At 60.6% G+C, this 4,608-nt stretch carries 4 protein-coding genes and 2 pseudogenes; 5 read left to right on the forward strand and 1 reads right to left on the reverse strand.

The genetic code is table 11. The features are described from left to right. From metG to hspQ, 5 genes and pseudogenes are all read left to right on the forward strand, one after another. Nucleotides 1-800, forward strand: an 800-nt coding sequence (metG, locus tag AC52Q4_RS14770) for a methionine--tRNA ligase subunit beta (RefSeq protein WP_495537564.1), incomplete at its 5' end; no start/stop codon positions are given. A 51-nt stretch (nt 801-851) separates the two neighbouring features. After that, nucleotides 852-1,346: pseudogene (gene rsxB, locus AC52Q4_RS14775) on the forward strand (electron transport complex subunit RsxB); the annotation flags it as partial. A 257-nt stretch (nt 1,347-1,603) separates the two neighbouring features. After that, nucleotides 1,604-2,248: an endonuclease III gene (gene nth / locus AC52Q4_RS14780; RefSeq protein WP_495537565.1), complete on the forward strand. Its 645-nt coding sequence runs from the start codon at nt 1,604-1,606 to the stop codon at nt 2,246-2,248. Between the two features lie 531 nt (nt 2,249-2,779). Beyond that, nucleotides 2,780-3,262: a DUF1841 family protein gene (locus tag AC52Q4_RS14785; protein ID WP_495537566.1), complete on the forward strand. Its 483-nt coding sequence runs from the start codon at nt 2,780-2,782 to the stop codon at nt 3,260-3,262. Between the two features lie 67 nt (nt 3,263-3,329). After that, nucleotides 3,330-3,644, forward strand: a complete 315-nt coding sequence (gene hspQ / locus AC52Q4_RS14790) for a heat shock protein HspQ (RefSeq protein ID WP_495537567.1) — start codon at nt 3,330-3,332, stop codon at nt 3,642-3,644. A 666-nt stretch (nt 3,645-4,310) separates the two neighbouring features. On the opposite strand, the pseudogene AC52Q4_RS14795 reads toward hspQ, so the two are convergent. Continuing rightward, nucleotides 4,311-4,608, reverse strand: a pseudogene (locus tag AC52Q4_RS14795) (hypothetical protein); the annotation flags it as partial.

Consider the following 4,608-nt stretch of genomic DNA (forward strand, 5'->3'; position numbering starts at 1 on the left):
TGTACCGCAAGTTCACGGCGCGAGGGGCGCAAATCGCCGAGCTCTACGAGAAGCGCGAGTACGCGCGGGTCGTACGCGAGATCATGGCGCTTGCCGACGAGGCCAACCAATACATCGACCAGCAAAAACCGTGGCTGCTTGCCAAGCAAGGCGGGCAGGCCGACCAAGTGCAAATGATCTGCACCATGGGCATCAACCTATTCCGGCTACTAACGGCTTACCTGAAACCCATACTGCCGCGGATGGCGCAACAGGCCGAAGCTTTCCTCAACCTCCCGGCGCAGGGCTGGGACGATGCCAGCCGCCCCCTCCACAACCATACGATCCATGCTTTCACGCCGCTCATGACACGTGTGGACACGACTCCTGTCGAGCGAATGATCGAGCAATCCCAGGACACGCTGACACCAGGAGAGCCCGCCGGAATCGGCGCAACGCGTGCTGCGCCGACGCCTGCTGCAGAGCCGATCGCCGAGGCGATCGACCATGAGCAATTCGCCCGGATCGATCTGAGGATTGCGCGGATTACTGAAGCGAGGCCCGTTGAGGGAGCGGATCGCCTACTGCACCTCGTACTGGACATGGGAAGCGAGAGGCGTGAGGTCTTCGCGAATCTGAAGACGGCCTATGAGCCCGCTGATCTCGAGGGACGCCTGACCGTGGTGGTGGCCAATCTCAAGCCTCGCAAAATGCGCTTTGGCGTCTCCGAAGGTATGGTCCTCGCTGCCGGTCCCGGCGGCAAAGAGCTTTGGCTGCTCGAACCCGATACGGGCGCCAAGCCTGGCATGCGAGTCCGCTGATACGTTCGCTCGACGCGCGCAACCGAGATCGACCGGAACATGAGCTCAGGCATGCTTGCTGCGATCAGATTCTTGACTCGCCTCTCCGGTGCGGCCGAATCGCTGCTCCGCTGCTTAAACCGCCGTCACGACACGGCGCCGCCGAGCCCCGAGCAGATCGATGCCCTCCTGCCACAAACCCAATGCGGGCGCTGCGGCTATTCAGCCTGCCGCCCCTATGCAGAGGCGATCGCCCGCGGCGAAGCGAGCATCAACCAGTGTCCACCGGGCGGCGATCACACCATTGCCGAGCTCGCCAAGCTACTCGGATGCAAACCCGAACCGCTCGATCCCAAGCATGGCACGGTGCCGGCGGAGCCAACCGTGGCGTGGATCGACGAGGCAAAGTGCATCGGTTGCACCCGTTGCATTCAGGCGTGCCCCGTAGACGCCATCCTGGGCGCCGCCAAGCAGATGCATACCGTGATCCGTAGCGAATGCACCGGCTGCGAGCTCTGCGTTGAGCCCTGCCCAGTCGATTGCATTCACATGATTCCGACCGCGGAGGGAAGCGCCAACGGAGGCAAGGCTGATCTCGCGCGCGAGCGCTACCGCAACCGCTTGAGGCGCCTGGCTCGGGAGCGCGAGGAACGGCAACGCCGTATCCAAAGCAAGAAAACGCTGCCCCCGCGTGACGTTGACAACGTCGATAAAAAGGCGGTAATTGAGGCGGCTGTGAAGCGAGCGCGTCGCCGCCAAGCCGCCCTCGCATCCGCACGTGCGACGTCTACATCGCGCTCGAACTGAGTCGGGAATACCCGTCAATGAACCGCAAGCGGCGCGCCGCGATATTCCGCTGCCTCCAGGAGGCGAATCCCAATCCGAGCACTGAGCTGCGCTTTCGCACGCCTTTTGAGCTGCTCATCGCCGTTATACTCTCCGCGCAGGCAACGGACCGAGGCGTCAACAAAGCGACCGAGCGGCTGTTCGCAGTCGCCAATACGCCTGCGGCCATGCAGGCCATGGGCGAAAAACGACTTAAGGAATACATCCAGACCATCGGGTTGTTCAATAGTAAAGCCCGCAATATCCTCGCGTGCTGCCGCATCCTGCTGGAGCAGCACCATGGCGACGTGCCGGACAACCGCGAGGACCTCGAGTCGTTGCCGGGCGTAGGACGAAAAACCGCTAATGTGGTGCTCAATACCGCGTTCGGCCAGCCCACAATAGCCGTGGACACGCATATACTAAGGGTCGCAAACCGCACGGGGCTCGCCCGTGGCCGCACGCCGCGGCAGGTGGAAGATCAGCTCACCCGCTGGGTACCGCGGGAATATCTTAAGAACGCCCATCATTGGCTAATCCTCCATGGGCGCTATGTCTGCGTGGCACGCAAACCACGTTGCGCGGCGTGTGTGATCTACGAGCTCTGTGAATTCAAGGACAAGGCGGCGTATGCGAGAAGTTGAATGCCTTCGCAGCGGCTCGATGAAGTTATCCGGCGAATCTCGTTGTCCCAGCCATTGGGCGAGACCTTTTCCCTCGCGGGGCGCACGGAGGCAACGTGGGCGTCGACAACGGTGGGGTCTGAGGTGATAGGTGTCGAAAGCAGCCCGCTCCGTCGAGCGGCAAGGCAGGGACGCACTTTACTATGGCCTCACTCCGCCGGCAGGAGCACTCACTTGATGCAACCTGGGGCAACCGCCGCCTCGGAAAAGGTTCGCCCCAATTCCTTCACCCTTTTAGCAGCTTGGGTTCGCTAGCCAGACGGCCGCACGGTCTCACGAACCTTCTCTCCGAGAAGTATCATAGCACGCTCGCTTTTTTCGACGGCGTTGTACGCTCCTCATCGCACCAGGCGAGTTGCGGGCCTCGAACCAGCAACGGGTGACGATCGCTAGCGTCCGATTACGTACGCGTTCATTGGAACAAAGTAAGCATATTCTCCTGCGTCGTTTCGATTAGCCGCAGGCATGCAGCGCATGGGCAGGTCTTTTGCTATGATTTTCAATCAGAACCGCAATGAGTTTCGCCGTTTCTACATGGAAGTGTGGCGGAAAGCTCAAGCCGAGTTGCCTCTGAGTCCGATGGAACAGAGGGTCGCGGCGGTGGAGGCGGAGCACCCGGAATACCAGCCATTGCTCGAGGATGAGCAACGGGCCCTGGAGCGGGACTATCACCCGGAAGACGGGAAAATCAATCCTTTTCTCCACATGTCCCTGCACATCGCCTTGCGCGAACAGGTCGCCGCCGACCGCCCGAGCGGCATCAATCTTATTCACACTGCGCTCAGCAGGCATTTCGTGGGCGCCCTCGAAGCGGAGCACCGGATGATGGATTGCCTCGCCGAGGCGCTTTGGCACGGCCAACGCTACAATGTGCCACCGGACGAGACGGCTTACATGAGGTGCGTGAAAGCGTTGGCGAGGCGAGTTCTCGGCGCTGACGTGGGGCGAGCGCAAAGCGTGCCATTCGGCCGATAGCTGGCAGGTGAATGGCACGCCACGCACGATGCTGAATTAGAAATCAAGGCACAAGATAGGCGGATCCATGGAAACCCGACCGAAGTTCACGATCGGACAATTAGTTCATCATAAGATATTCGATTATCGCGGTGTCATTGTTGATGTTGACCCGATATTCCAAGGCTCCGAGGACTGGTACGAGATGATGGCAAGAAGCCGTCCACCCAAAGACAAGCCTTGGTACCATGTGCTGGTCCACAACGCCAACCATGGCACCTACGTCGCCGAGCGCCACTTGGAGCCGGACGACAGTGCAGAGCAGATCAATCATCCGGCATTGGGCGATGTGTTCGACCGCTTCGTTGATGGGCGCTATTACCGATCAAGGGGGTCCCACTGAGCGCTGGCGACCCGCGCTCGTGGCAAGCTTGTCTCTTGGCGCTGGCTTGTGCGCAAGAGCGCTATCTGGGCGCGCTGTAGGCAGACGATAAGCATCTGTTTGATTTGGCAAACTTATCCTGTCACGCGCCCCTGATTCGAGCCAAGCGTTCCACGGCATTCAAGCGACCGGTGCTCAACCGTGGAATTTCGGGTTTCCATTGCCGTTCCCGGCACTGGCTCTCGTCGAAGCGAGACGACCTCGCCGATCCGGCCACTGCCGTCCTTACCGTTCGGCCCTGCGCCGCGCGCTTCCCCTGTGACGAACTGCTCGAAGGTCTGCAACAACTTTGACTTTCGACATTGCAATCATCCTGGTGTCAGCCCCCGTGACTGCAACGCTCTAAACCGTCCGCTGGCTTTGCGTTAAAAACTGTACGTGGTGCGGTGATGCGACAGACGGCAAAGAAAGTGTTCGAACCGATGAACGAAAACAAAAAACGATAGGCAATCAGCCACCAATGACGACGGCCACGGTCGGTGCCGGGCAGGTAATCGCCGTTCTTGGCGGGTACACACGCCCGCTCCTCGGACAACCCACGCGCTCGCAGACGCTGGGCGCGGCTGGAGATCCCCAACACCCGAACGGAATGTGTCAACCTCTTTCCGACAGTCACGGCTGTTTTTCTTAATTCATCTTCTCCGTGGTTGATGGGTTGATCGGGGCGTAGGTGTAATTCCCTGCCTGTGGGTCGTTAAGGACATTCTCGGCCATGGTGGTGACTCCATCGTCGGGGTTGATGGTGACCTGCTCTGGTGGCCGTTGCGCGATCGGTCGGCCTTTGGGGTAGCGCTCGGGGTATGCCGCATAGTAGGCATCCAGGGCGGCCTGGCGGCGGGCGTGGACGGCCTCGACGCGGCCGTGGAAGACATCGGCCGGGGTATAGAAGGCCAGCCCTTCGTGGGGGCGATCTTTGTAGGCCGCG

This window comes from Nitrococcus sp. (assembly GCF_059432795.1).